The 25,325-nt window shown below is 70.4% G+C and carries 20 protein-coding genes and 2 pseudogenes; 1 reads left to right on the forward strand and 21 read right to left on the reverse strand.

Annotated elements, in window-relative coordinates:
- Positions 1-6: 6 nt before the first annotated feature.
- The 21 genes and pseudogenes from pyk to pnuC form a co-directional block, all read right to left on the reverse strand.
- A complete protein-coding gene (gene pyk / locus V9G19_RS07935; protein WP_462284917.1) occupies positions 7-1,452 on the reverse strand; it encodes a pyruvate kinase in 1,446 nt (481 codons plus the stop codon).
- A gap of 99 nt (positions 1,453-1,551) precedes the next feature.
- Positions 1,552-3,012: a glutamate synthase subunit beta gene (locus V9G19_RS07940; RefSeq protein ID WP_462284918.1), complete on the reverse strand. Its 1,461-nt coding sequence runs from the start codon at positions 3,010-3,012 to the stop codon at positions 1,552-1,554.
- Positions 3,005-7,548: pseudogene (gene gltB / locus V9G19_RS07945) on the reverse strand (glutamate synthase large subunit). Before gltB ends, V9G19_RS07940 begins: the two are co-directional and overlap by 8 nt.
- A 118-nt stretch (positions 7,549-7,666) precedes the next feature.
- Positions 7,667-8,536 carry a prolipoprotein diacylglyceryl transferase gene (gene lgt / locus V9G19_RS07950; protein WP_462284919.1) on the reverse strand — a complete coding sequence of 290 codons (870 nt, stop codon included), beginning with the start codon at positions 8,534-8,536 and terminating at the stop codon, positions 7,667-7,669.
- 77 nt (positions 8,537-8,613) lie between these two features.
- Positions 8,614-9,381 (reverse strand): DsbA family protein, encoded by a 768-nt coding sequence (locus tag V9G19_RS07955; RefSeq protein ID WP_462284920.1) that lies wholly within the window; start codon positions 9,379-9,381, stop codon positions 8,614-8,616.
- Positions 9,382-9,526: 145 nt separating this feature from the next.
- Positions 9,527-10,339 carry a tryptophan synthase subunit alpha gene (gene trpA / locus V9G19_RS07960; protein WP_462284921.1) on the reverse strand — a complete coding sequence of 271 codons (813 nt, stop codon included), beginning with the start codon at positions 10,337-10,339 and terminating at the stop codon, positions 9,527-9,529.
- Positions 10,336-11,544 (reverse strand): tryptophan synthase subunit beta, encoded by a 1,209-nt coding sequence (gene trpB, locus V9G19_RS07965; RefSeq protein WP_462284922.1) that lies wholly within the window; start codon positions 11,542-11,544, stop codon positions 10,336-10,338. Before trpB ends, trpA begins: the two co-directional genes overlap by 4 nt.
- Complete coding sequence (gene trpC, locus V9G19_RS07970) at positions 11,541-12,371, reverse strand: indole-3-glycerol phosphate synthase TrpC (RefSeq protein WP_462284923.1); 831 nt, start codon at positions 12,369-12,371, stop codon at positions 11,541-11,543. Before trpC ends, trpB begins: the two co-directional genes overlap by 4 nt.
- A gap of 105 nt (positions 12,372-12,476) precedes the next feature.
- A complete protein-coding gene (locus tag V9G19_RS07975) occupies positions 12,477-12,701 on the reverse strand; it encodes an HGxxPAAW family protein (protein WP_462284924.1) in 225 nt (74 codons plus the stop codon).
- Between the two features lie 26 nt (positions 12,702-12,727).
- The gene (locus V9G19_RS07980) at positions 12,728-13,393 is read right to left on the reverse strand and encodes a Trp biosynthesis-associated membrane protein (RefSeq protein ID WP_462284925.1); all 666 of its coding nucleotides are present in this window, start codon (positions 13,391-13,393) and stop codon (positions 12,728-12,730) included.
- Between the two features lie 67 nt (positions 13,394-13,460).
- Positions 13,461-15,041 carry an anthranilate synthase component I gene (locus V9G19_RS07985; RefSeq protein ID WP_462284926.1) on the reverse strand — a complete coding sequence of 527 codons (1,581 nt, stop codon included), beginning with the start codon at positions 15,039-15,041 and terminating at the stop codon, positions 13,461-13,463.
- Between the two features lie 2 nt (positions 15,042-15,043).
- Complete coding sequence (gene hisI, locus V9G19_RS07990) at positions 15,044-15,472, reverse strand: phosphoribosyl-AMP cyclohydrolase (RefSeq protein WP_462284927.1); 429 nt, start codon at positions 15,470-15,472, stop codon at positions 15,044-15,046.
- A 71-nt stretch (positions 15,473-15,543) separates the two neighbouring features.
- Positions 15,544-17,328, reverse strand: a complete 1,785-nt coding sequence (locus V9G19_RS07995) for an ABC transporter ATP-binding protein (RefSeq protein ID WP_462284928.1) — start codon at positions 17,326-17,328, stop codon at positions 15,544-15,546.
- Complete coding sequence (locus tag V9G19_RS08000) at positions 17,325-19,199, reverse strand: ABC transporter ATP-binding protein (protein WP_462284929.1); 1,875 nt, start codon at positions 19,197-19,199, stop codon at positions 17,325-17,327. Before V9G19_RS08000 ends, V9G19_RS07995 begins: the two co-directional genes overlap by 4 nt.
- A 13-nt stretch (positions 19,200-19,212) precedes the next feature.
- On the reverse strand, positions 19,213-19,851 hold the full coding sequence (locus V9G19_RS08005; RefSeq protein WP_462284930.1) for a TIGR03085 family metal-binding protein: 639 nt from the start codon (positions 19,849-19,851) through the stop codon (positions 19,213-19,215).
- A 159-nt stretch (positions 19,852-20,010) separates the two neighbouring features.
- Positions 20,011-20,785, reverse strand: a pseudogene (gene hisF, locus V9G19_RS08010) (imidazole glycerol phosphate synthase subunit HisF).
- 273 nt (positions 20,786-21,058) lie between these two features.
- Entirely contained in the window at positions 21,059-22,012 is a 954-nt protein-coding gene (locus V9G19_RS08015; RefSeq protein ID WP_462284931.1) for a hypothetical protein, read from the reverse strand.
- 73 nt (positions 22,013-22,085) lie between these two features.
- Positions 22,086-22,580, reverse strand: a complete 495-nt coding sequence (locus tag V9G19_RS08020) for a PH domain-containing protein (RefSeq protein ID WP_462284932.1) — start codon at positions 22,578-22,580, stop codon at positions 22,086-22,088.
- Complete coding sequence (hisG, locus tag V9G19_RS08025) at positions 22,577-23,422, reverse strand: ATP phosphoribosyltransferase (protein ID WP_462284933.1); 846 nt, start codon at positions 23,420-23,422, stop codon at positions 22,577-22,579. Before hisG ends, V9G19_RS08020 begins: the two co-directional genes overlap by 4 nt.
- Positions 23,423-23,435: 13 nt before the next feature.
- Positions 23,436-23,699 carry a phosphoribosyl-ATP diphosphatase gene (locus tag V9G19_RS08030; RefSeq protein WP_462284934.1) on the reverse strand — a complete coding sequence of 88 codons (264 nt, stop codon included), beginning with the start codon at positions 23,697-23,699 and terminating at the stop codon, positions 23,436-23,438.
- 49 nt (positions 23,700-23,748) lie between these two features.
- Positions 23,749-24,489, reverse strand: coding sequence for a nicotinamide riboside transporter PnuC (gene pnuC, locus V9G19_RS08035; protein WP_462285054.1), 741 nt, complete (start codon positions 24,487-24,489; stop codon positions 23,749-23,751).
- 93 nt (positions 24,490-24,582) lie between these two features.
- On the opposite strand from pnuC, the gene V9G19_RS08040 reads away from it, so the two are divergent.
- Positions 24,583-25,275 (forward strand): histidine phosphatase family protein, encoded by a 693-nt coding sequence (locus tag V9G19_RS08040; protein WP_462284935.1) that lies wholly within the window; start codon positions 24,583-24,585, stop codon positions 25,273-25,275.
- The last annotated feature ends 50 nt before the right edge of the window (positions 25,276-25,325 follow it).

A 25,325-nucleotide genomic window follows, 5' to 3' on the forward strand; every position in this document is an offset into this window, starting at 1 on the left:
TACTCGTCAGGTCGACGGACTGAAGGCTCCGGTGCGGCGCACAGCGTCACCGACGATGTGAACGCGTAGCGCGTTGGTGGTTCCCGCGACCCCGGGAGGCGAGCCCGCGGCGATGACGACCCGGTCGCCCTCGGGGCAGCGCCGCTGGTCGAGCAGCGCCTGGTCGACCTGCACGGCCATATCGTCGGTATGCCGCACGTTGGGCACCAGGAAGGTCTCCACGCCCCAGGTCAGGGCCAGTTGGGAGCGGGTGGCGGGGTTGGGTGTGAACGCGAGCATCGGCATTCGGGGCCGCAGCCGGGACAGCGCCCGAGCCGAGCCGCCGGAGGTGGTGAAGGTCACCAGGTAGCGGGCCCCGACGAGCTGGGCGATATCGGCGGCGGCGCGGGTGATCGCACCGGAGACGGTCTGCGGGGGGGCATAGAGCGGTGCGATCCGCTCGAATCCGGTCTCCTCGGTGTTCTCGATGATCTTGGCCATCGTCGTCACCGCCTCGATGGGGTGGGCGCCCATGCTCGTCTCGCCCGAGAGCATGAGGGCGTCGGCGCCGTCGAGGACGGCGTTGGCCGCATCGGAGGCCTCGGCACGGGTGGGCCGGGGCTGCTCGATCATCGACTCGAGAACCTGGGTGGCAACGATGACCGGTTTGGCGTTGCGCCGGGAGATCTCGATCGCGCGCTTTTGGACGATCGGGACCTGTTCGAGCGGCAGCTCGACGCCGAGGTCGCCACGGGCGACCATGATCCCGTCAAAGGCGGCAACGATGTCCTCGAGGTTGTCGACGGCCTGGGGCTTTTCGATCTTGGCGATGACCGGCAACCGCACGCCCTCCTCGTCCATGATCTCGTGGACGCGCCGGACGTCCTCGGCCGTGCGGACGAAGGAGAGGGCGACGAAGTCGGCGGTCAGATGCAGCGCCCAGCGCAGGTCGGCCTCGTCCTTCTCGGACAAGGCGGGGACGCTGACGGCGACGCCCGGCAGGTTAATGCCCTTGTTATTGGAGACGGTGCCGCCGTCGACGACCTGGCAGATGACGTCGGTGGCGGTCACCTCGGTGGCGACCAGCTCGACCTTGCCGTCATCAATGAGCAGAGTGTCTCCCGGGGAGACGTCGCCAGGCAGTCCCGTGAACGTCGTGCCGACGATCTCTTGGGTGCCGTCGATGTCGCGGGTGGTGATCGTGAAGGTGTCGCCGGCGATCAGTTCCACCGGCCCGCCGCTGAACCGGGTCGTGCGGATCTTGGGCCCCTGCAGGTCCACGAGCACACCGACCGAGCGCTCAGCGGTGTTGGATGCCTCCCGGACGAGGGCATAGACCGCCTCGTGGTCGGCATAGCTGCCGTGCGAGAGGTTGAGCCGGGCGACGTCCATGCCGGCCGCGACGAGTTGGGCGACGCGTTCGGCGGTGGCGGTGGCCGGACCGAGGGTGCAGACGATTTTGGCGCGACGCATTACCTCATCCTATCGATGTAAGCGCTTTCAGCGATTCGGCGTGGAGTGGCCGGCCGGTGGCACGTCGGTAAACAACCGAGTCACCAGCGGCGTGGCTGGTCAGACGGCCAGCGGGCGGTCGGTCGGCTCAATCGGCCGCGGCAGGGTGGAGAAGCCGGTCGTGAGGTAGGCATCCACCCCGTGCGCCGCCGCCCGGCCCTCGGCGATCGCCCAAACGATCAGCGACTGCCCACGGCCGGCGTCCCCAGCCACGAAGACGCCGGGCACGGAGGTCATATAGCTGCGGTCGCGCACGATGTTTCCGCGCGCGTCCAACTCCACGCCGAGTTGCTCGACGACGCCCTCGCGCTGCGGCCCGAGGAAGCCCATGGCGAGCAGCACCAGCTGCGCGGGCAGAACCCGCTCGGTGCCCTCGACCGACTCGAACCCCTTCTCCCCCAACGCCACTTCGGTGACCTCCAGCCCGCTGACGTGGCCGGCTTGGTCGGCGAGGATCGCGGTGGTGCTGACGGCATACAGCCGCTCCCCGCCCTCCTCGTGGGCGCTGGCAACGCGGAAGATCGCCGGGTAGGTCGGCCACGGCTGCAGCGCGGAGCGCTCCTCACCGGGGCGCGGCAGGATCTCCAAGCTGGTGACCGACCGGGCACCTTGGCGGTGCGCCGTGCCGATGCAGTCGGCGCCGGTGTCGCCGCCGCCAATGACGATCACGTCCTTGCCCTCGGCGGTGATCTGCCCGGTCACCCGCTCGCCGAGGCTGACCCGGTTGGCGGGGGGAAGGAAGTCCATCGCCTGGACCACCCCGCTCGCTTCTCGCCCGGGAACGGCCAGGTCACGCGGGGTCGTCGCCCCGATGGCCAAGACCACGGCGTCATAGCGGTCCCGCAACTGGGTGCCGGTGACGCCACGGCCGACGTCGACCCCGCACCGGAAGCGCGTTCCCTCGGCCTCCATCTGTTGCAGCCGGCGATCGAGCACGGCCTTTTCCATCTTGAACTCGGGTATGCCGTAGCGCAGCAGCCCGCCCGGCTTGTCGGCGCGCTCATAGACCGCGACGGTATGCCCCGCCCGGGTCAGCTGCTGGGCGACGGCCAGACCGGTCGGGCCGGAGCCGACGACGGCGACGGTCTTGCCGGACAGCCGCTCGGGCGGTTGCGGGGTGACCAGGCCGTGAGCCCACGCCTGGTCGATCGTGGTGACCTCGACCTGCTTGATCGTCACGGCGGGCTGGTTGATGCCGAGCACGCAGGCGGTCTCACAGGGCGCGGGGCACAGCCGGCCGGTGAACTCGGGGAAGTTGTTGGTCGCGTGCAGCCGCTCGATCGCCTCGCGCCAGTCGCCGCGCCAGACCAGGTCGTTCCACTCGGGGATCAGGTTGCCGAGCGGGCAACCGGAGTGGCAGAACGGGATACCGCAGTCCATGCACCGGCCGGCCTGGCGGCGCAGGGTCTCCAGGCTCTGCTCCTCATAGACCTCCTTCCAGTCCAAGATCCGCACCGGCACCGGTCGGCGCGCGGGCAGCTCCCGCTCCCGGGTCGCCAGAAATCCTTGGGGGTCAGCCACGAGCAGCCTCCATGATTCGCTCCCACACCTGTTCGCTTTCGCCGTCGAACCCCTCGGCCGCGGCCTGGGCGCGCACCTGCAGCACCCGGGCGTAGTCCCGGGGCAGCACGAGCGAGAACCGCTCGCGGGTGGCGGCCCAGTCGGCCAGCAGGGCGGCGGCAACCGGCGACTCGGTCAGCTCGGCATGCCTGCGGACCAGGTCGTGGACCACGTCGGCGTCCTGGCCGCGCAGCGGAAAGATGTCGACGAACTCGGGGTTGACCCGGTGGGCCGGCAGCTCGAGGACATAGGCGAGCCCGCCGCTCATCCCGGCGGCGAAGTTGCGCCCGATGGAGCCGAGGATGACGACCGTTCCGCCGGTCATGTACTCGCAACCGTGATCGCCGACACCTTCGACGACCGCGACAGCACCGGAGTTGCGCACGCAGAACCGTTCGCCGACGACGCCGCGCAGGAAGATCTCGCCGTTGGTCGCGCCGTAGGCGATGACATTGCCGGCAATGACATTCTCCTCGGCGGCAAACGGGGCGCTCGGATGCGGGCGCACGATCACCCGGCCGCCGGACAGGCCCTTGCCGAGGTAGTCGTTGGCGTCGCCGATCAACCGCAGGGTGACCCCGGCGGGCAGGAAGGCGCCAAAGGACTGCCCCGCGGAACCGGTCAACGTGATGTCGATCGTGCCGTCGGCCAGGCCACTGACGAAGCGTTTGGTCACCTCATGCCCGAGCAGGGTGCCGACCGTCCGGTTGACATTCCGGATGCCGAGCTGGCCGTGCGCCACATCGCCGTCGTCGAGCGCCGGGCGGGCAATCGCGATCAGTTGGTGGTCGAGCGCCTTCTCCAGGCCGTGGTCCTGCCCGACGCTCTGGTAGCGGGTTGAGCCGTCAGCCGGTGCCGCTTCCTGCAGGATCGGGGCGAGGTCGAGGCCGCTGGCCTTCCAGTGCGCGACGGCGGCCGAGGTGTCGATCACGCCGACCTGGCCAATCGCCTCGGCGAGGCTGCGGAAGCCCAGCGCGGCCAGATGCTCGCGGACCTCCTCGGCGATGTACTCGAAGAAGGTCTCGACGAACTCCGGCTTGCCGGTGAACCGCGCGCGCAGCTCGGGGTTTTGGGTGGCGACGCCGACCGGGCAGGTGTCCAGGTGGCAGACCCGCATCATGATGCAGCCGCTGACCACGAGGGGGGCGGTGGCGAAGCCGAACTCCTCGGCGCCAAGCAGCGCCGCGATGACGACATCCCGGCCGGTCTTCAGCTGGCCGTCGACCTGGACCACGATCCGGTCACGCAGCCCGTTCAGCACGAGGGTCTGCTGGGTCTCGGCGAGCCCGAGTTCCCACGGCCCGCCCGCGTGCTTGAGCGAGGTGAGCGGCGAGGCGCCGGTGCCGCCGTCGTGGCCGGAGATCAGCACGACATCGGAGTGCGCCTTCGAGACCCCGGCCGCGACCGTCCCGACGCCCACCTCGGCGACGAGCTTGACGTGGATCCGCGCGTCCGGGTTGGCGTTCTTGAGGTCGTGAATGAGCTGGGCGAGGTCCTCGATCGAATAGATGTCGTGGTGCGGGGGCGGCGAGATCAGCCCGACCCCGGGTGTGGAGTGCCGGGTCCTGGCCACCCACGGGTAGACCTTGTGGCCCGGAAGCTGCCCGCCCTCGCCCGGCTTGGCGCCCTGGGCCATCTTGATCTGGATGTCGTCGGCGTGGGTCAGATAGGCCGAGGTGACCCCGAAGCGGCCGGAGGCGACCTGCTTGATCGCCGAGCGGCGCTCGGGATCGAGGAGACGCTCAAGGTCCTCCCCGCCCTCGCCGGTGTTGGAGCGGCCGCCGAGCCGGTTCATCGCGATCGCGAGGGTCTGGTGGGCCTCGAGGCTGATCGAGCCATAGCTCATCGCGCCGGTGTTGAACCGCTTGACGATCTCGCTGACCGGCTCGACCTCCTCGATCGGCACCGGCGCCCGCTCGCCCGCCTTGAACGCGAACAGCCCGCGCAGCGTCATCAGCCGGAGGGCCTGGTCGTCAACCCGGGCGGTGTACTGCTTGAAGACGTCGTAGCGGCGCTGCCGGGTGGAGTGCTGCAAGGTGAAGACCGTCTGCGGGTCGAAGAGGTGCGGCTCGCCCTCGCGGCGCCACTGGTATTCGCCGCCGACCTCCAGCGTGCGGTGCGGTAGCCGGACACCCTCGGGCGGGTAGGCCGCCGAGTGGCGGGCCGCGCACTCGGCGGCGAGGACGTCCAGTCCGATCCCGCCAAGCTGGGAGACGGTGCCCGTGAAGTACTTCTCGACCAGGTCATGAGACAGGCCGATCGCCTCGAACACCTGGGCACCGCGATAGGAGGCGACGGTCGAGATGCCCATCTTGGACATGACCTTCAAGCACGCCCTTGCCGAGCGCCTTGATCAGGTTCCTGACGGCCTGCTCACCCGAGACGCCGGTGACCGAGCCGGAGCGAACCATCTGCTCGACGGTCTCCATGGCCAGATACGGGTTGACGCAGGCCGCGCCATACCCGATGAGCAGCGCGACGTGATGCACCTCGCGGACGTCGCCGGCCTCGACGATCAGCCCGACCTGGGTGCGAGTCTTCTCCCGGATCAGGTGGTGATGGACGGCCGAGCAGAGCAGCAGCGACGGGATCGGGGCCAGGTCGCGGTTGCTGTCCCGGTCGGACAGCACGACGAAGCGGGCACCGGCGGCGATGGCCGCAGACACCTCGGCGAAGATCTCGTCCAGGCGAGCCTGCAGGGCGGCGGCGCCGCCATGCACGTCATACAGCCCCCTGATCACGACCGTCGCGTAGCCGGGCAGGTCGCCGTCGGCATTGATCCGGATGATCTTGGCCAACTCATCGTTGTCGATCACCGGGAAGTTGAGCACCAACTGGCGGGCGTGCGCCGGAGTGGCCGTGAGCAGATTGCCCTTCGGGCCCGACCGCGGTCGCCAGCGAGGTGACCAGTTCCTCCCGGATCGCGTCCAGCGGCGGATTGGTGACCTGCGCGAACTGCTGGGTGAAGTAGTCGAACAACAGCCGCGGCTTGCTCGACAGTACGGCGATCGGGCTGTCGGTGCCCATCGAGCCGAGTGCCTCGGCCCCCGTGCGCGCCATCGGGGTGAGCAGGATGCGCAGTTCCTCTTGGGTGTAGCCGAACGTCTGCTGGCGCCGCATGACCGACTTGTGGGTGTGCACGATGTGCTCGCGCTCGGGCAACTGCTCCAAGTGGATCAGGCCGGCGTGCAGCCACTCGGCATACGGGAGCTCGGTGGCGAGTTCGGTCTTGATCTCCTCGTCCTCGACGATCCGGCCCCGGCCGGTGTCGACGAGGAACATCCGCCCCGGCTGCAGCCGGCCCTTGCGGACGATCTTGTCGGGGGCGATGTCCAGGACGCCGGCCTCGGAGGCCAGGACGACCAGGCCGTCGTCGGTGACCCAGAACCGGCCGGGGCGCAGCCCGTTGCGGTCCAGCACCGCGCCGATGACCGTGCCGTCGGTGAAGGTGACGCAGGCCGGCCCGTCCCAGGGCTCCATGAACAGCGAATGGAACTCATAGAACGCCCGCCGGTCGGGATCCATCTCGTCATGGTTCTCCCACGCCTCGGGGATCATCATCAAGACGGCGTGCGGCAGTGAGCGCCCGCCGAGGTGGAGCAGCTCTAGGACCTCATCGAAGGAGGCCGAGTCGGACTGCCCGGGTGGGCAGATCGGCGACAGCCGGGACAGGTCGCCGGGAATGAGGTCGCTGACCAGCTGGGACTCGCGGGCCGCCATCCAGTTCTTGTTGCCCTTGACGGTGTTGATCTCACCGTTGTGGGCAATCAACCGGTAGGGGTGGGACAGCGGCCACGAGGGGAAGGTGTTGGTGGAGAACCGGGAGTGGACCAGCGCCAGCTCGGTCGCGAACCGCTCATCGGACAGATCGGGAAAGAACGGCTCGAGCTGCCCGGTGGTCAACATCCCCTTGTAGACCAGCGTGCGGGCGGACAGGGAGGCGAAGTAGACGTCGAGCTCACGCTCGGCCCGCTTGCGCAGGCAATAGGCCCGCCGATCCAGGTGTATGCCGCGCACGGCGCCGTCGGAGGGCGCGAGGAAAAGCTGGGCGAAGTGCGGCATACACGCGCGTGCGGCCTCGCCGACCAGGTCGGGCAGGTGGGGGACGTCGCGCCAGCCGAGGGTGTCCAGGCCCTCGTCCTCGGCGATGTCCTCGATCCGGGCGACGACGCCGGCGCGGGCGTCCGGGTCGGCCGGGAGGAAGACCATGCCCACGGCATACGACCCCTTGGCGGGCAGGCCGAACGGCACGACCTCGCGCAGGAAGCCGTCGGGCACCTGGGTAAGAATGCCGGCGCCGTCACCGACGAACGGGTCGGCGCCGGTCGCGCCGCGGTGGTCGAGGTTGATCAGCCCGGTCAGGGCGTGCCGGACGATGTCGTGCCCGGGAGTCCCGCGCAAGGTGGCGACCATGGCGACGCCACAGGCGTCGTGCTCCTGCTCGCCTCGGTAGAGACCGGTGTCGGCGGGGAGGGTGCTGAACGGTACGCGAGTCATGTCACCGCCAAGGTGTCGGCCGGCGCGCCAGGCCGGGAAGGAGGGCAGCTCGGCCGGAGGCCGAGAGGGGTCCGTGGACGGCTCCGGCCACTTGACCGCACGATAGCAGACCGGCGTCCTACGATATGAACGTTTTCGTCTCGCCCTGTGGAACGTTGTCCGGGCTGGGGCTGGGCCGCCGGCCGCGGATGATAAATAGGATGACGCCGAGCAGGAAAACGATCAAGCAGGTCCAGACATTGAGCCGCTGGCCGAGGATAATCGTCGCATCGTCGGTGCGCATCTTCTCGATGACCAGCCGCCCCAGCGGGTATCCCGCGACGTAGAGCGCGAGGATCTGTCCGGGAGCGAAGGCCCGCCGCCCGTCCAGCCAGATGAGCAGCATCGCGAGCAGGACGCAGAAGAGGAACTCGTAGAGAAACACCGGGTGGTAGGTGCCGAGCACGACCGCGTGTCCCTGGGCGTCCGTCACCGCTCGCCCGGTCGCCTGGTCCCATTGGTGGATGGTCAGCCCCCACGGAAGGTCGGTGCGCTTGCCGTAGAGCTCGTTGTTGAACCAGTTGCCGAAGCGGCCGATCGCCTGGGCGAGCAGGATCCCCGGGGCGGCGGCGTCGGCGAAGTCGGCGAACGGGACCTTGACGCGGCGCGCGCCGAACCACGCCCCCAGGGCACCCATCGCGATGGCGCCCCAGACGCCGAGGCCGCCCTGCCAGATCTTCAGCGCATCCAGCGGGCGCCCGCCCTCGCCGAAGTAGGCCTGCGGCGAGGTGATCACGTGGTAGAGGCGCGCTCCCACGATGCCGAAGGGCACCGCCCAGGCGGCGATGTCGAAGGCAGCGGTGGCCGGCCAGCCGCGGTGTTCCAGGCGCCGCCCGGCCACCCACGCGGCGGTGAAGATGCCCAGCAGGATGCACACGGCATACATGTGCACGGTGAACGGACCGAGGTGCCAGGCACCGACGGTCGGGCTGGGGATGGCCGTGAGCACCGCGTTACCCTATCTTGGGCAGCGGGACCCCCGCCGTGCTGGCCACGTCGTTGGAGGCAGAGATGTCCTCGGACACCTCAGCCGCCCAGGACGGCCTTCTTGAAGGTCTCGGCGGTCATGTTGGCCATGTCCATGACCTTCCCGTTGAGCTTGACGGTCGGCGTACTCTGTACGCCGTCCTTCGCCGACGCCGCTTGCATCGAGGTGGCGTATTGCTTCATGTCTTGGTTGGTGTAGCAGGTCTCCCACGTGGTGTAGGCGGCCCCGCTGAGGCCGGCGTCCTTGGCGATCTGCTTGAACTGCTCGTCGGTCCAGCCCTGGCCCTCAGTCGCGGGCTGGGCGGCATACACCGTGTCGTGGAAAGCGCCAAACTTGCCGTCGGCGGCCGCGCAGAAGCTGCCGATTGCCGCGCGAGTGGAGTTCTCCCCCGGGTAGCGCTCATCGAGGAAGTTCATCACGTGGTAGCGGACCTTTGCCGACCCGTCGGCTGCCATCTCGGCAACCGTCGGCCCGAGGATCGTCTCTAACTGGTGACAGCCGGGGCACTGGAAGTCCTCATAGATGTCCAGGGTCGGCGCACCCTCCTTGGCCGTGCCCCGCTCGATCGGCTGGCCCATGGCGCTCACGCCGGCCGGCAACGCCGAACCCCCCTCGCCCTTGCCGTCGTTGGCGTTGTGGTTGGCGATGATCACCCAGGCGACGACGGCGATGATCGCCAAGATGGCGACGATACCGGCAATTGTCACCGGGCTGGGGCCGGTGCGCCCCTTGCCGGCGGCCTGTTGGATCTTGGCTTGCCGGGCTCCGGAGGCGTCGGACGGAGCAGTCGTCTTCTTGCTAGCCATGTGGGCGGTCGTTCCCTTTCGAGCGGGTGAGGCGAGACCGGTTCGTGGTCACCACGGGTGGACGGAGTCCGCGGGCCGGAGTGGTTGCCGGCCCGCATGGGCCGAAACGAACGGTTGCGCCGCTCGGGTTCCCCACGAGCCTAAACTAACCCGGAGGGCCGACACCGTCTGCCAGTTCGCGGGTGAGCGCGCCGAGGCGGCGCAGACCCTCGTCGGGGGCGACATCGAAGAGCGTGGCGACCAGGGCGGAGCCGACGATCACCGCGTCGGCGAACCCGGCTACTTCGGCGGCTTGGTTGCCGGTGCTCACGCCGAGCCCGACACCGATTGGCAGGTCGGTGACGGCGCGGGTGCGCTCGACGAGCTCGTGGGCGGCCGTGCCGACGCTCGAGCGGGCGCCGGTGACACCCATCACCGCGGTCGCATAGACGAGCCCGCGACAGGCGGTGGTCACCGTCGTCAGTCGCTCCGGGGTGGAGCTGGGGGCGACGAGGAAGACCCGGTCGAGACCGGTGCGGTCGCTGGCCGCGATCCAGTCCTCGGCCTCGTCGGGGATCAGGTCGGGGGTGATCAGCCCCGCTCCCCCGGCGGCGGCGAGTTCGTCGGCGAACCGATCGACGCCGCGGCGCAGCACGAGATTCCAGTAGGTCATCACCACCGGAGGCGCGCCGGCGTCGCGGACGGCCCGAGTGGCGGTGAACACATCGGCGACCCGGGTGCCGGCGGCGAGGGCCTCGGCAGCCGCGCGTTGGACGGTGGGTCCGTCGATGACCGGATCGCTATAGGGGATGCCGACCTCGACGATGTCGCAGCCGTTCTCGACCAGCGTGATCAGCGCGCGGATCGAGGTGTCCAGGTCGGGGAAGCCGACCGGCAGGTAGCCGACCAGGGCGGCGCGGCCCTGCGCGCGGCAGCGGGCGAAGACCTCGCTGGTCCCGATTGCGGTGGTGGTCGTCATACCGGCTCCCCGTGCTCGGCTCCGGGCTCGATCAGCCCGAACCAGGCGGCGGCGGTGTGCATGTCCTTGTCGCCGCGCCCGGAGAGGTTGACGAGCAGCAGCGCGTCGGGGCCGAGCTCGCGGCCGACATCGATTGTCGCAGCGAGGGCGTGCGCCGATTCCAGAGCGGGGATGATCCCCTCGGTGCGGCACAGCAGCCGGAAGGCGGCCATCGTCTGCTCGTCGGTGGCATAGCGGTATTCGGCGCGGCCGATATCGCGCAGGTAGGCGTGCTCGGGCCCGACGCTCGGGTAGTCGAGGCCGGCGCTGACCGAGTGCGACTCGAGGGTCTGCCCATCCTCGTCCTGCATCAGGTAGCTGCGGGCGCCGTGCAGCACGCCCGGCTCGGCCGAGCCGGCGAACCGGGCGGCGTGCCGCCCGGACTCGATGCCCTCGCCCCCGGCCTCGACCCCGATCAGGCGCACGCCGTCGTCCTCGACGAAGCGGTGGAAGATGCCCATCGCGTTGGAGCCGCCGCCGACGCACGCGAGCACGGCATCGGGCAGCCGCCCGGTCAGCTCGAGCACTTGTTGGCGGGCCTCGACGCCGATGATCCGGTGGAAGTCGCGGACCATCTCGGGGAAGGGGTGCGGGCCGGTCACTGTGCCGATGCAGTAGTGCGTGTCGTGCACATTGGTCACCCAGTCGCGCAACGCCTCATTGATCGCGTCCTTGAGGGTCTGGCTGCCCTGCTCGACGGCCACGACCTCGGCGCCGAGGATCCGCATCCGGGCGACGTTGAGCGCCTGCCGCTCGGTGTCGACCTTGCCCATATAGACGGTGCAGTCCAGGCCCATCAGCGCGGCGGCGGTGGCGGTGGCGACGCCGTGCTGTCCGGCGCCGGTCTCGGCGATGATCCGTCGTTTGCCCATCCGCTTGGTCAGCAAGGCTTGGGCCAGGACGTTGTTGATTTTGTGCGAGCCGGTGTGGTTGAGGTCTTCGCGTTTGAGGATGACCCGGGCGCCCCCGGCGTGCGCCGCGAAGCGGGGCACCTCGGTGATGATGCTCGGCCGGCCGGTGTAGGTGCGGTGCAGGCGGTCGAGTTCGTCGAGGAACTCCGGGTCGACCCCGGCCTTTTGCCGGACCTCGTCGAGTTGCTCGAGCGCGGGGATGAGCGCCTCGGGCACGAAGCGCCCGCCGAAGGACCCGAACCGGCCGACACTCATGCGCTGGCCTCCTCGGAGCGGCGCGCCGGGGTGGGGATCGCGGCCATGGCGGCGACCGCGCCGCTCGGCTCCCCGTCCTTGACGAGCGCCTCGCCGACGAGGACCGCCTGGGCGCCCTGGGCGGCATAACGGGCCGCATCCGCGGCATCCCGTATGCCGCTCTCGGCCACCGCGAGCACGTCCGGCGGGATGCTGGTCACCAGCGCGGCGAACGCCCCGGGGTCGACAGCTAGCGTCTTGAGGTTGCGCGCGTTGACGCCGAGCAGTTCCGGGGCTATGGCCAAGGCGCGCTCGATCTCGTGGGCGTCGTGGACCTCGACGAGCGCGGTCATGCCCAACTCGGTGGCCAGGGCGTGGAAGCGGGCCAGTTCGCCATCGGTCAAGGCGGCGACGATGAGCAGGACCAGGTCGGCGCCGTGGGCCCGGGCTTCGTAGAACTGGTAGTCGGCGACCATGAAATCCTTGCGCAGGACCGGGATCTCGACGGCGGCCCGGACGTCGTCGAGGTCGGCAAGTGAACCGTTGAAGCGGCGGCGTTCGGTCAGGACCGAGATCGCGGCGGCGCCGCCGGCGGCATACGACCGGGCGAGGGCGGCGGGGTCGGGGATCGCGGCGAGGGTGCCCTTGCTCGGGCTGGCCCGCTTCACCTCCGCGATGACCCCGAGCCCCGGCCCGGCGAGGCGGGGCAGCACCGGCCGGACGGGGGGCGCCGCCTCGGCCACCCGGATCACCTGATCGAGCGGGACGGCGGCGCTGCGCGCGGCGACATCCTCGCGGACACCGGCCACGATCGCGTCCAGCACGGTGTCGGGAGAGGGAGTCGGCATGGTGGACAAGATTAGCCGGGGGCTGGCGGCCCGGCTCGCAGGTCCGGAATCGGGCCGGTCAAGTGTCCGGGTCAGCCGTCCGGATCGGCTCGCTCGTCGATCTACTCAGTTGTAGAGCGACTGCGGCTTGTGCTTGTCTCCCATACCCATGCGCGCCAGGATCGGCCACACGGCCGCGCCGATCAAGATCACAACGCCGCCGCCGATCGCGGTCGGGACACTGGCGTTCATGACGCCGAGGGCGGCGACGGCGAAGCCGAACAGCATGATGATCACGCTGGCCCAGGCAGCGACGCTGTTGCCGTGGCCTTCATGGTCTTCCTCGATCATGGGGACTGGCTCCTTCGGTGGCGCGGTCACGAGCGTGGCCCGGTGTGGCCGGGCCCTGGCTGGTCCGATTCTGGCAGATCGTCCGCAGCGATCGGCGCAGGGTCCGCCGGTTCGGTGCTCGTCGGGTCCTCGCCGCGGTCGAGGCGCTCCCACGCAGAGGCCACCCGCTGGCCGCGGGCGCCGGCGACGTCGCCGCCGGCCGGTGCCTCGTAGCGTTGTCCCAACCCGCGCCAGGAAGCTGCGCGGCTCAAGCCGAGCACTGCTGCGGCCGCGGCGAGCAGGCCGGCGGCGAGCACGGCATACGGCCAGATCGAGGCGGTGGCGCTGACCGCCACCTGCCCGGTGCGGCCGGAGGCCTCGGCCGCGATCGTGCCGAGGGCGGCATCCGCGTCCAGGAGTGCACGTCCTGCGAGTGCGGCCACGGCCAGCCCGGCAACGCCCGCCGCGATGAGCGTCAGCCGACGCAGCAGCGCGCCCGCCGTCGCCGCCGCGACGACGGCGGCCGCGACGACGAGCGCGAGCGCGACGAGTCCCGGCACGACCTGGGTGCCGGTCGCGTCGACCCTGCCGCTGCCGAGCACTGGATCGTCGCCGGTCCCGGTCAGCCAGGTGCGCCGGCCCGACACGACGGTGAGGGCGGCCGCGGCGAGGCCGGCGGGCAGGACGACTCGCGGGCTGCTGAGCCGGGTCACGATGCTGGGCCGGTCACGAGGCTAGACCGGGTCAGGTGACGGGCCGGGTCACGGGGTTGGGACCGGGTCATGTGACGGGGCCGGGTCGGGAGGTGGGCGTCGGCGCCGCGAGCGTGCCCGCGGCGGCGATCGCCCGAAGCACGGCGGCGGCCTTGTTGCGGGTCTCCTCGTATTCGAAGAGCGGCACACTGTCGGCGACGATCCCGGCCCCGGCTTGGACATAAGCGGTGCCGGCGCGGACGATCGCGGTGCGGATGGCGATCGCGGCGTCCATGTCGCCGTGGAAGTCGAAGTAGCCGACCACGCCGCCATACAGCCCGCGCCGGGTCGGCTCGTATTCGTCGATGAGCGCCATCGCGCGGGGTTTGGGCGCCCCCGACAGGGTGCCCGCAGGGAAGGTCGCGGCGAGCGCGTCATACGCGGCGTTGCCCGGGCTGAGCAACCCGGCGAGCGTCGATTCGATGTGGATGACGTGGCTGTAGCGGCGGGCGTTCATGAACTCGACGACGTCGACGGTGCCTGCGTCGCAGACCCGCTGCAGGTCGTTGCGGCCGAGGTCGACGAGCATGACGTGCTCGGCGCGTTCCTTGGGGTCGGCGAGCAGTTCGTGCTCGATGTCGAGGTCGTGCTCGGGCGACTTGCCCCGCGGGCGGGTTCCCGCAATCGGATGCAGGATCACCTCGCGGCCGGTCACCTTGACGTGCACTTCCGGGGAGGAGCCGACCACGTCGAAGGTCGAGCCGTCCGGGTGGGGGAAGCGGAACAAGTACATGTAGGGGCTCGGGTTCGTCGAGCGCAACACCCGGTAGACGTCGAGGGCATCGGCGGGGCACGGCATCGTGAACCGTTGCGAGACGACGATTTGGAAGGCCTCCCCGGCGCGGATGTCCTCCTTGGCCCGCTCGACCATGTCCTCGAAGTCGGGCTGGGTGAAGGTGCTGGTGACCGTCTGCAGCGCGGCCGCCGCCGCTTCGGTGTCGAGGACGGCCACCGTGCTCGGCGCCGGCTCGGCGAGGGCGGCGGTCATCGCGTCGAGCCGCTCGACGGCATCGCGCCAGGCCCACTCGACCCGCTTGTCGGTGTCGTCGTAGTTGATCGCATTGGCGATCAGCAGTACCGAGCCGTCGGCGTGGTCGAGGACGGCGACATCGGTGGCCAGCACCAGCGCCAGCTCGGGCAGGTCGAGGTCGGCCACCGCGTGCTCGGGCAGGCGCTCCCAGTGCCGGACGATGTCATAGGACAGGGCGCCAACCAGGCCCCCGGTCAACGGCGGCAGGCCGGGGATCGCCTCGGTGGCCAGCGCGGCGAGCGTGGCGCGGACCGCTTCGACGGGATTGCCGCTTCTCGGGACCCCGACCGGCGGATCACCGAGCCAGAGCGCCTGGCCGGTGCGCTCGGTCAACGTGGCCCGGCTGGCGGCGCCGATGATCGAGTAGCGGCTCCACATGCCGCCGTGCTCGGCGGACTCGAGGAGGAACGTGCCCGGCTTGTCGGCCGCGAGCTTGCGATAGAGCGCGAGCGGCGTCTCGCCGTCGGCCATCAGCCGTCGCACGACGGGCACGACCCGGCGGTCTTGGGCCAGGACGAGGAAGGTGTCCAGCGATGGCCAGGTGGCACCGAAGGCCAAGCTGGGCGCGGCAATGCTCATCGCTAGCGCCCTGCCATCGGCGTCGGTGTCGGAGTCGGTGTCGGAGTCGGCTGAGTATCCGCGACGGCTGTCGGCAGTGGCACCGGCAATGCGCGCCCGTCGAAGCAGGTGTGCGCGCCGGTGTGGCAGGCCGCGCCGACCTGGTCGACGCCCACGAGCACGGCGTCGCCGTCACAGTCGATGGCCACCGAACGGACGAGTTGGATGTGGCCGCTGGTGTCGCCCTTGCGCCAGTATTCGCCGCGGCTGCGCGACCAGAAGGTCACCCGGCCGGTGGTGAGCGTGCGGTGCAGCGCGACCTCGTCCATCCAGCCGAGCATGAGCACTTCGCCGGTGTCGTGTTGCTGGATGATCGCGGCGACCAGGCCGTGGGCATCGCGCTTCAGGCGGGCGGCGATCGCGGGGTCGAGGCTCGCCGGGTCGTTCGTCACCGGGACATTGTGCCAACCGCCCAGGAGCACTGGGCGCAGCGTTCGGATCGTGGGGATCGTGGGGCGCCGAGTCAGCGACTGCTGCCGCCTTGGTTGGCGAGCCAGGAGGCGTGCAGCGCGGCATACGGGCCCTGCTGATGGGCCAGGTCGCGATGGGGGCCGCGCTGCACGACCCGCCCCTGGTCCATGACGATCACCTCGTCGGCGGCCTCGGCTGTGGCAATGCGGTGGGCGATCGCGATCGCGGTCCGGCCGCGAGCAAGTGACTCCAGGGCGCGCTGGACGCGAACCTCGGTGGCTGGGTCGAGGGCGGAGGTGGCCTCGTCGAGGACGAGCAGGTCGGGGTCGGCGAGGTAGGCGCGGGCGATCGCGACCAGCTGCCGCTCCCCCGACGACAGCGACTCCCCGCGTTGCCCGACGCGGGTGTCCAGGCCGGCGGGCAGGCCGGCGACCCAGCCGTCGAGGCCGAGCTCGGTCATCGCCCGCTCGACCGTGTCGCGATCGACGGGGGCGCCGAAGCGCGCGTTGTCGAGGATGCTGGCATCGAAGAGGAAGCCCTCCTGCGGCACGAGGACGACGCGCTCGCGCAGCGAGGCGAAGCGCACGCGGCGCAGGTCGACGCCGTCGATCCGGACCGTGCCCTCACCGGGATCGACCAGGCGCACGATGAGCTTGGCGAGCGTGGACTTGCCCGACCCGGTCTCGCCCACCACGGCGACCCGCCGTCCCGGGGCGATGTGCAGATCGACGTCCCGCAGCACCGGCTCACCCCCGGGATAGGCGAAGCTCACCTGCTCCAGGTCGACCGAGACCGCCCCACGGGGCAGATCGACCCCGTCGGGCCCCGGATCGGGGACGTCCAGGGGCGTGTCGACCACCTCGATGACCCGGCGCCAGCCGGCGACGGCGTTCTGCAGCTCGTTGAGGATCTCGGTGGCCAGCTGCACCGGCTGGGTGAACAGCCCGACGAGGAAGAGATAGGCGACGAGCTCGCCGAGCTGCATCCGCCCGGTCGCCGCGAGCCACGATCCGACGACCAGGACGACGGCGAGGGTGAACCCGGCGACGAACTGCCCGGCGGAGAAGGCCACCGAGGAGCGGATGTGCGCCCGGATCGCGGCCCGTCGGTGCTCCTCAATGGCGCTGTCGAGTCGCTCGGCGGTGCGCTCCTCGACGCCGAAGCTGCGGATGGTCGCCGCGCCGACCACGCTCTCGGAGACGGCGGCAAGCAGGTCACCCACTCGCTCGCGGACCCGGTCGTAGGCATCGCCGAGCGAGCGTTGCATGCGGCGGACCACGATCAGCAGCGGGATGAAACATCCCCACGTCACCGCGGCGAGGATCGGGTTATAGGAGATCATCAACCCGGTCGCCAGCAGGATCTGGCCGAGGGAGACGAGCAGCATGATCCCGCCGAACTGGACGAACTGGCTGATCGTGTCGACATCGGAGGTCACCCGAGAGACCATCGCGCCGCGCCGTTCGGCATTCTGGGTCAGCACCGATAGGTCGTGGATGTGCCGGAATGCCGTAGCCCGCAGCGTCGCCAGGCCGGACTCGGAGGCGCGGAAGAGCCGAACGTTGACGGCATACGTGGCGCAGCTGGTCGCGAGGACCACAACGAGGGCGATGACCAGGTAGCGGCGGACCAGGCCGGTGTCCGGTCCGGCCGCGGCCAGGAGGCCGTCGTCGGTCACCTTTTGGACCACGACGGGCACGACGATGCGTCCGGCCGTCGCGAGCAGCGCGAGCAGCAGGGTGACCCACAGGCCGGTGGCAACCTCGGGCGAGAGGGCAAGCCCGCGTCGCAGGGTCGCCATCGTGGACCCGCGGGTGGGCGCCGAGGCCACGCTCATCGCGCCTCCCAGGACGTGGCCGCCGCATCGGCCGCGCTCGCCCGCGCCTGAGCGTCGGTGGCATAGGCGGTGACCAGCTCGCGGTATGCCGTGCAGCGCGCCATCAGCTCTGCGTGCGATCCGCGGTCGGCGAGCATGCCGTCCTGCAGGTAGAGGACCTCGTCGGCCAGCGCAATGGTCGACATCCGGTAGGCGACGATCACCAGGGTGCTGCCGCCGCTGCCGGCACCGAGCGCGCCCAGGATGGCCTGCTCGACGCTCGGGTCCACGGCGCTGGTCGCGTCGTCGAGGACCAGCAGCCGCGGGCCGCGGACGAGTGCCCGCGCCAGGGCCAGGCGCTGGCGCTGCCCGCCCGACAGGCTCGTGCCTCGCTCCCCAACGACCGCGTCGAGGCCGGCCGGCAGGGCACGGACGAAGCCCTCGGCCTGGGCGATGCGCAACGCCCGCCACACCTCGTCGTCGGGCAGGTCCGCGCCGAGCGTGACATTGCCACGGATGCTGTCGTCGAAGGCGAACGTCTGCTGGGGCACGAGCGCCACTTGCTCGGCGAGCACTCCGGGGGCGAGGTCGCGCAGGTCGTGGCCGTCGAGTCGGATCACCCCGCGGGTGGGGTCGACCAGGCGCATCAGCATCCCGGCCAGGGTCGACTTGCCGGAGCCGGTGGCCCCGACGATCGCGACGGTCCGCCCCGCGGAGATGTCGACGCTGACGTCGTGAACCGCGGCCGCCGGGCCACCGGCGAGCAGGTCGAGCGCGTCGGGGCCGTGGGCGTCGGCGTCGTAGTCGTAGCTGACGTGCTCGAGCGCCAGGTGGGCACCGCCGCTGGCCCGGGCGAGTCGGCGCTCGCCATAGGACATCGCGCCGTGGGCGCCGAGGACCGAGTTGACCCGCTCCCAGCCGACCAGGGTGCGCGGGATCTCGCCAAGCACCCAGCCGAAGGCCCGCACGGGGAAGGCGAGGACGGAGATCAGATAGGCGATCTGGACGACCTCGGGCGTGGTGATCGAGCCCCCGGCCAGCCGCGTGGTGCCAACGGCGAGCACCGCCAACGTGCCGACCGTGGGGATCGCTTCGATGATCGGGTCGAAGGTCCCGCGGGTGCGGCCGACGGCGATCCCCGCGTCACGCAGCCGCTGGGTCACCTCGGCGAAGCGGGCGGTCTCGGTGCTCTCTCGGCCCATCGCCTTGACCAGAAGGGCTCCCTCGAAGCTCTCGTGGGCTACCTCGGCCACCTCGGCGCGCAGCTGCTGGGCGAGGGTGACCCGGGCGCTCATCCGGCGTTGAAAGACGGCGTTGGCGAGGAAGAGGGCGGGGAAGATGACGAACCCGACCAGGGCGAGCACCCAGTCGACGAGGATCATCTGCACGGCACCGGTGATCAGCATGACGAGCACGCCGAGCGCCATCGGCAGCGGCATGAAGATGCCCCACGCGGCCTCGACGTCGGCGTTGGCGTTGGACAGCAACTGTCCGGACGGGTGGCGGTGATGCCAGGCGAGCGGCAGCCGGAGATATTGCCGGGTCACCTGGCCGCGATAGTCGGCGGCGACGTTGAACATCGTGAAGCCTCCGGCGATCCGGCGAAGCAGCACCCCGATCGTGGTCAGCAGGACCACGCCGGTGATCGTCGCGCCGATGACGAGCGCGCGGTGCCCGCTGAGCTGACGCTCAGCGATCGCCGGGGTGACCTGGGTGCGGATGGCCCAGCCCACGGCCGCCGCCATGACCGCGGTCATGACGCCATAGAGCGCGCTCCCGCCCACGGCGAGGGCGAACATGCGCGGCTCGGCCCGCACGCCGAGCGCCACGACGCGAGCAGCCCGGCGCAAGGTCTCGCGCGGGCCCATCCCCGCGCCGAGGTCGTCGCTCATCCAGTCGCTGACGTCAGGCGAGCCCGAGTTTGCTCGCCCACAGCGCGTGGATCGCGTCTTCGGCGCCGAGGCTGGTCACCTCGGCGGCGGGGCGGCGGCCGTATGCCGCGAGCAGCAGCTCCGCGGGCTCGCCCTCCACGACGACCTCACCGGCCGGCGTGGGGGGCTTGGCTCGCACCCGCCCGAGTGGGCTGACCAACTCGACGCCGACGGCGGCCTTGCGGAACATCAGCCGCGCCATCCGCGACAGCGCACTCCAGAGGGCCTGCCGTTGCTCCTCGGGCAGCACTCGGGGGCTCCATCCCTCCTTAGCGCGGCGGACGTCCTCGTGGTGGATGAAGAACTCGACGTGGTTGACGAACTCATCGACCGGTGGGATCGACGTCGGGCTATAGATCGGTGGCCCGGACGCGACCGCACTGACCAGGTCGGGCCACGGCTGGCCCTTGATGGCCCGCACGCGCCCCTTGGCCCACCCGCCCACCACGGGCAGCATCGGGCCGACGATCAGGTCGGGCCGCCCGTCACGGATCACGAGGTGGGTGGCCAGGTCGGTGGTGGTCCAGCCCGCACACAGGGTCGGGGCGTCTGGACCGACGTCGAGGAAGCTCTCGCACAGGTCGGCGCGTTCTTGTTTGGCAAAACGGCTCATGGGGCTATCCTCGCCGATCCCACCGACAGCCCGACGCCGGGTGAGCAGTCGAGGTGAACCGAGCAGTCGAGGTGAACCGAGCAGTCGAGGTGAACCGAGCAGGCGAGGTGAACCACCCGGCGTGAACCCCCAAGCGGGCGGGCGCCGGGCGTGACCCCGTCACCGCACCGGGTGGCCGTGGGTTCGGATGGCGTCCTTGACCTGCCCGATGGTCAAGGTGGCGAAGTGGAAGACCGACGCGGCCAGCACGGCGTCGGCGCCCGCGTCGAGGGCCTCGGCGAAGTGCTCCGGCGTCCCCGCTCCGCCGCTGGCGATGACCGGGATGGTCACTGCCTCGCGGACGAGCCGGATCAGCTCGAGGTCGAAGCCGGCGGTGGTGCCGTCGGCGTCCATCGAGTTGAGCAGGATCTCCCCCGCGCCCAATTCGGCGGCCCGCGAGCACCACTCGATGGCGTCGAGGTCGGCGCTCTTGCGGCCGCCGTGGGTGGTGACCTCGAAACCGCCGAGCAACTCCCCGGCCGGACCGCGGCGGCGACGGACATCGGCGGACAGGACGAGCACCTGAGCCCCGAACCGGTCGGCGACCTCGGCGATCAGCGGTGGCCGGTCGATGGCGGCGGTGTTGACCCCCACCTTGTCCGCACCCGCCCGCAACAACCGGTCGACGTCATCCACGGTGCGCACCCCGCCGCCGACGGTCAACGGGATGAACACCGCCTCCGCGGTGCGGCGCACGACGTCGTAGGTCGTCTCCCGACCCGCGGAGCTGGCCGTCACGTCGAGGAAGGTGAGTTCGTCGGCCCCCTGGTCGTTGTAGGCCCGGGCCAGCTCGACGGGGTCCCCGGCGTCGCGGAGGTTCGTCGAAGTTGACGCCCTTGACCACCCGCCCGGCATCGACGTCGAGACACGGAATCACCCGCACCGCCAAACTCATGTCGGCAACCCTATGCCGCGCCCAACCGCGAGCGGAGCGAGCCTTGATTCGGCGCAACAGGCAGGCGCGCGAGCGCAGCGAGCACCATGGTTGTCACCGAACTCGGCCTCAACTCGGCCTCAGCCGAGCCCAGGGTCGCGCATGCTACGACCGTCAGGCGTGTTCGCTGCTCGCGCCTCGAAGGGCCACACCGGTCGGAGAGCCAGCATCGACGACCGGACCGGCCGCCACGCAGGCGGCCGGGCCGGATGGCTCGCAGCGAGACGCCAGCGCCTACCAGCCGATGGACTTCAGCAGAGCCATGGTGATCTTGCCCTGGCTGCGGATGGTTTCGCCATCGTTGATGGCGTAGGTCATCAACGAGTTGGGGTTGCCCTGGGGGTAGGTGCTCTCGTCCAGGTGGGAGTAGCTGCTGCCCTGACGCCACGCGCCTGGGGCGTAGAGCTTGGCAGCGCGGCCACCATTAGCGGCGCGGACCTTGGTGCTGTCGAAGTAGACGTTGTTGCTGCGCAGCGCATTGCCGAGCTTGACCGAGTTGTCGGGCATCTTCCACAGCAGCGGGCTGCTCGCCTGCGAGCCGAGCTTGGTGAACCGGTCGTAGCTGATGTTCTTGCCGCTGAACCGCACGGTGCCGAGGTTGCCGTTGACCCGACCCGCGCCGAGGAAGCCGACGCCGTGGCCGAGCTCGTGCATGACGACGCTCTCGAAGTCGTACTTGCCCCTCGGTGCCGGGCCGGTGCCGAAGTGCCAGTTGGAGAAGTTGCTGCTGAAGCGGGCCACGATGTCGGGGGCCGAGTCCAGGTCGCGGCCGGCCTTCTTGTTGGCGATCGCGTCGATGTAGATGACCCCGCCCATCGTCCAGCCGTAGCTCGGACCCGCCGAGCCGAGGATGTTGGAGCCGAGCGGCTCCCAGCTGGCCCGGACGGTGATCGGGACGGGCGAGCTGAGCTTGGCGGCCCACTTGTTGACGGCGCGCTGGAAGGCGGCCTTGGCAGGCGCCGAGAAGCCGACATAGGTGACCTTGAACTGCACGGTCGGGGCGGCCTTGGTGGCGGCGGTGTCCTCGATGACGGTGGGCGCCGATCCTCCCGGGCCGGCGTAGACCGGGACCTGCCAACCGGGCTGGCGGGCCGGCTCGTCCGACGCCGTGGCGGTCACCGATCCGGCGGTGCCGAGCAGCGCTGCGGCGGCGCCGAAAGCGATCGTCGTGGTGCGTGCAATGCGCATATTGTGCTGATTCCCTCCGAATGTGCCACCGGGAAGATCTCCCGGCTGGGCCGGTTGGCCGAGGGTGAATTTATCAGGCGGGCTCGCTCGGCCCGGTGGATTCGCCGAAACCTGGTTCCCGGCTTCCCTGTTGGCGGAGGTCGACGAGGGCGGCCAACCGGGCCGCCTCGTCCGCGGCATACAGCCCGTCGGCGCGCTGGATCGCCATCAACGCGACGTGCTCGCCGTCGAAGAGTTCGAGCGCGACCCACGGCTCGCCGCCGCCGAAGCGCAGGTCCTCAATCTCCGCCCAGGGGATGGTCCGGCTGAGGAACAGGTTGCGGACGAACAGCCCGCCGGCCCGTGGGACGGCTTCGATCCGCGAATAGCGCACGAGCAGGAGGGCCACGCCCCAGCCCAGGCCCCACACCATCGCCTTGTCGAGCGCGGTCCAGTTGCCCCCGCTGGCCGGCCCGGGCAGCAGCAGGGCAACGACACCGAAGAGGACGAGCGCGACCGCGATGCCGGCGCCGGCGACCTGGCGTCCACGCCGGGGCCGGAAAGGACGCTCGTCCGGTGCGGCGCTCACAACCGACAGGCGGCGATGTCGGTGACGAGGATCGCGCGCGCGCCGAGGTCGTAGAGCGCATCCATCACCCGGTTGGTCTGGGCGCGCGGCACCATGGCGCGCACGGCGACCCAGTGCGGATTTTGCAACGGGGAGACGGTCGGCGATTCGAGCCCGGGCGTCAGGGCGCACGCCCGATCGACCAGATCCGCGGGACAGTCGTAGTCCAACAGCACGTAGTGGCGGGCGGTGACCACGCCAACCAGCCGACGGCGCAGCACCTCGACCGCACCCGCCTCGCTGGTCCCGGGGCGCCGGATGAAGACCGCTTCGCTGCGCAGGATCGGCTCACCGAACACCTCCAACCCCTGAGCCCGCAGCGTGGAGCCGGTCTCGACGACGTCGGCGATGACGTCGGCCACCCCGAGGGTGATTGCGGTCTCGACGGCGCCGTCCAGCCGCACGACATCCGCCTGGATTCCGTTGTCGGCGAGGTGTTTCTCCACCAGCCCCGCATAGGACGTGGCCACGCGACGGCCGCCGATGTCGGCGAGGTTGGCGATCTGGCCGGGGCGCGCGGCATACCGGAAGGTCGAGCCGCCGAAGCCGAGCGGCATGACCTCCTCGGCGGCGTTGCCGCAGTCCAGCAGCAGGTCCCGGCCGGTGATGCCGGCATCGACGGTCCCGGATCCGACATAGACCGCGATATCGCGCGGGCGCAGGTAGAAGAACTCGACATTGTTGTCGGGGTCGGCGCAGATGAGTTCCTTGAGGTCCCGGCGGGTCCGGTAGCCGGCCTCGCGGAGCATCTCCGCGGCGGCCTCGGCGAGGGAGCCCTTGTTGGGGACGGCGACGCGCAGCATACGAATCCTGCTCCTAGAGATAGGCGTAGACGTCATCGGGGGTCAGCTCGCAGGCGAGCATGAGGACCTGGAGGTGATAGATCAGCTGGCTGATCTCCTCGGCGGTCTTGTCCTTGCCTTCGTGCTCGGCGGCCATCCACACCTCGGCGGCCTCCTCGACGATCTTTTTGCCGATCGTATGCACGCCCGCGTCCAACGCCTTGACCGTCCCGGACCCGGGTGGGCGGGTCGCGGCCTTGCCGGCGAGTTCGGCATACAGCTGATCGAACGTCTTCACGTGCACCAAGGGTATGCCGCCCCGCCTCGCGTTGCCTGTGCCGTCCGCGTCACGCCGGGAGGGCGTCGTGATCGGCCGCCGTCGGGGTCTCTGCCCGCGAGGCCTTGACCCACTGGGTGAAGCCATAAAGGACGAACAGGCCATAGAAGGTGTACATCACCGCGGTCGGGACGTAGTCGGTGGCGAAGCCGAGCGGGACACCGACCAGGTCGACGCCGATCCAGGCGAGCCAGAATTCGTTCCAGCCGCGGGCCATGGCGTAGGTCGCCACGATGGAGCCGACGAAAATCCAAGCGTCGCACCAGTAGTACCACCACTGCGGTGTCCAGTAGGGGTTCGGGGAGAGGTTCCACAGCCACACGAAGACCTGGTGCACGACGACGGTGGCGAGCAGCCAGAAGACGACGATCGCGAGGCGTTCCTTGGGGCTGGCCCAGCGGGGGGTGATCGCCGGGGCGTCGACGGCCGCGCCGCGCGCCTTGCGGATGGTGTTCCACCGCCACCAGCCATAGATGCTCGTGATGATGAAGAACACCTGCCGCCCGGCCTGGCCGAACAACGGGATCCGCTGGTCGGCGGACACGAGCGCGCCGATATAGACAAAGAACAGCATGATGTTGGCGGTGATGCCCACCGGCCAGGCCCACACCCGGCGCTTCATCCCGAAGTACGCCGAGACGACGCCGATGACAACCCCGATCAGCTCGAGCCAGTGCAGCTCGTATTTCCCGATCGGGATGACGGCCTCGATGGCCCGCTGGAAGATGTTCTGGTCCGCACTGGCGGCCATGACGAGCGCTGACACGGGGCCCCAGTATGCCGCACCACCGGCATCGCGGTCCGCGTGGCCTGCCGTGGCGCCAGGTTCGGCGACAATGAGCCGGTGCGCTTCGTCCTGATCCGGCACGGCCAGTCCGGCAACAACCTCCTCTGGGCACAGACTGGAGGGTCGACCGGCCGGCACCCGGACGCGCCGCTGACCGACCTCGGCCACGAGCAGGCCCGCCGGCTGGCCGCGGCGGCCGCCGACGGGGTGTTGCCCTGGCCGGTCACGCACCTCTACACCAGCCTGATGACCCGCGCGGTGCAGACGGCCGCCCCGCTGGCGGACGCCCTCGACCTGCCGCTTCGCGGGAGCCTGGACATCTATGAGACGAGCGGGCCGTATGAGGAGGACGAGGTGACCGGGGCGCGGTCGCCGCACCCGGGTGCATTGCGCGCCGACTTGCTGGCCCTGTCCACGCGGCTCGACCTGCCCGACGCGGCCGGCGCGGACGGGTGGTGGCGCAGCTCGGTCGAGGATGGGTGGGAGATCTCCGCGGCCCGCGCCCGGCGCGCGATCGCTGCCTTGCGAAGCGGGCACGACGAGGGCGATGTTGTCGCCCTCGTCACGCATGGGGCGTTCACCCAGCACCTCATCCGGGCCCTTCTCGGCATCGAGGTGATGACCGGGTGGATCGAGATCGTGAACACCTCGATCTGTCTGTTCGAGGACGACGTTCGGCGACCCGGCACCTGCATCGCCCGTCGCCTGGGCTGGACCCCGCATCTGGCGTCGGACCAGATCACCGAGTAAAAGCACCCGGCGAGGCGGAACTCCACCGCCGCTCGCCACGTCGGATGCCG

This window comes from Nostocoides sp., from assembly GCF_037045025.1.
GTDB lineage: Bacteria > Actinomycetota > Actinomycetes > Actinomycetales > Dermatophilaceae > Nostocoides_A.

Bases quoted from the DNA above. Each gene is read 5' to 3' on its own strand.
- pyk (WP_462284917.1), bottom strand. From the start codon at position 1,452: ATGCGTCGCGCCAAAATCGTCTGCACCCTCGGTCCGGCCACCGCCACC.
- V9G19_RS07955 (WP_462284920.1), bottom strand. From the start codon at position 9,381: ATGGCTAGCAAGAAGACGACTGCTCCGTCCGACGCCTCCGGAGCCCGG.
- trpA (WP_462284921.1), bottom strand. From the start codon at position 10,339: ATGACGACCACCACCGCAATCGGGACCAGCGAGGTCTTCGCCCGCTGC.
- trpB (WP_462284922.1), bottom strand. From the start codon at position 11,544: ATGAGTGTCGGCCGGTTCGGGTCCTTCGGCGGGCGCTTCGTGCCCGAG.
- trpC (WP_462284923.1), bottom strand. From the start codon at position 12,371: ATGCCGACTCCCTCTCCCGACACCGTGCTGGACGCGATCGTGGCCGGT.
- V9G19_RS07975 (WP_462284924.1), bottom strand. From the start codon at position 12,701: ATGATCGAGGAAGACCATGAAGGCCACGGCAACAGCGTCGCTGCCTGG.
- V9G19_RS07985 (WP_462284926.1), bottom strand. From the start codon at position 15,041: ATGAGCATTGCCGCGCCCAGCTTGGCCTTCGGTGCCACCTGGCCATCG.
- V9G19_RS07995 (WP_462284928.1), bottom strand. From the start codon at position 17,328: ATGAGCGTGGCCTCGGCGCCCACCCGCGGGTCCACGATGGCGACCCTG.
- V9G19_RS08000 (WP_462284929.1), bottom strand. From the start codon at position 19,199: ATGAGCGACGACCTCGGCGCGGGGATGGGCCCGCGCGAGACCTTGCGC.
- V9G19_RS08005 (WP_462284930.1), bottom strand. From the start codon at position 19,851: ATGAGCCGTTTTGCCAAACAAGAACGCGCCGACCTGTGCGAGAGCTTC.
- V9G19_RS08015 (WP_462284931.1), bottom strand. From the start codon at position 22,012: ATGCGCATTGCACGCACCACGACGATCGCTTTCGGCGCCGCCGCAGCG.
- hisG (WP_462284933.1), bottom strand. From the start codon at position 23,422: ATGCTGCGCGTCGCCGTCCCCAACAAGGGCTCCCTCGCCGAGGCCGCC.
- pnuC (WP_462285054.1), bottom strand. From the start codon at position 24,489: ATGGCCGCCAGTGCGGACCAGAACATCTTCCAGCGGGCCATCGAGGCC.